Source organism: Candidatus Frankia alpina (genome assembly GCF_902806485.1).
In the GTDB taxonomy this organism is placed as follows: domain Bacteria; phylum Actinomycetota; class Actinomycetes; order Frankiales; family Frankiaceae; genus Frankia; species Frankia alpina.
The window spans coordinates 1-1,186 of record NZ_CADCWT010000489.1 but is presented as its reverse complement, the minus strand read 5'-3'; the positions used below and the strand labels follow the sequence as shown (position 1 = coordinate 1,186).

At 66.5% G+C, this 1,186-nt stretch carries 1 protein-coding gene; it reads left to right on the top strand.

Translation table 11 applies throughout. The features are described from left to right. Nucleotides 1-201: 201 nt before the first annotated feature. A complete protein-coding gene (locus G6R25_RS24115; RefSeq protein ID WP_136449593.1) occupies nt 202-507 on the top strand; it encodes a hypothetical protein in 306 nt (101 codons plus the stop codon). Nucleotides 508-1,186: the final 679 nt, after the last annotated feature.

Genomic DNA, 1,186 nt, shown 5'->3' with positions numbered 1-1,186 from the left:
CGGGCCGGGGGCCCGCACCCTGGTGGGTGAAGGACTGGGTGTTCGCGGCATCCGGCGTGTTCGTTCTTGCTTGCTGTGCTGGTGCGGCCGAGGAGGCTGCGTGTTGTCCCGTTCATGGTGTCTCGGTGGGGAGATGATGGTCTGGCTTGATCAGGAGAAGTTCATCCACCTGATCATGGTGCGCAGGTCGACGCCGGGGGCTTGGACGAGAGGATCATCGTGAAAACTCGGGCAGCAAAGGTCCTGACCGCAGCCGTTGTCATCGGCGGCACCCTGTTCGCCACGGGGGGCACCTCGTTCGCCGCGGCCGCTCTCCCGGAGGGAGAGTTCGTGGGGACCTGGGGCACAGGCTCAACTGCTAAGGCGGCGGAGGACCAGGCCAGGTCCCGCGCGGAGGCTCAGTGTCAGTCGGGGAAGGTGACCATCGGTCCTTACTCTTACTACAACACCTACTTTGACCGCGAAATTGGGAAATGGTCGGCCGTCTACGCAGGTAACTGCCTATGAAGATCTCGTCGGCGATGACGAGGATGGGACGGAGGCCGGCCCCATGCAGGAGATCAACTTGCGGGGTGTCGACAACAACGTTGACTAGCGCCCTCGGCTGATCTTGTTCGGTCGTCTGACGCCCCGTCGGGCCCGTCCTCGGCGGGGCGTTGGCATGTCGGCCGGTGGCGGTGTCGCTGGGGGTGAAGAACTGGATGTCAGTGGGGGGTCTGCGAGGAACTCCCCGACGCCGCCCGTCCCTGCAGGATCCGGGGCCACAAGTGCGTCAACGCCGGGTGACCACCGCCGCCATGGCCGACCGCGACACCGACCCCGGCGACGAAACAGCCGATGAGTTCGACACAGCGTGACCGCCAAGGCGAGGGGCCCCGCGAGGGAGGACAGAGGGAGGACCCAGGGACCGAGGGAGTTCTCCCTCGGGGGGTCCCTTATCGGCTCCCTCGCTCCCGTACCGCCGTCTAGCAGCGCGAATAGTCGCAGACCGCACCCCCAAGGGAGTCAAGGGACCCGAGGGACCCCCCTTCGCGCCGACGCCGTCGGGGCCCCAAAACCGGGATCGAGGCGCCCACCTGCGCCTCCCTCCCTTCCCAACCCGCACCCACATTCAGTTACAGAACGTCACAACCCGAGAGAGTCCGTCAAATCCGCTAGCCGGGTGCGGGCAGGCGGCCCAGGCCGT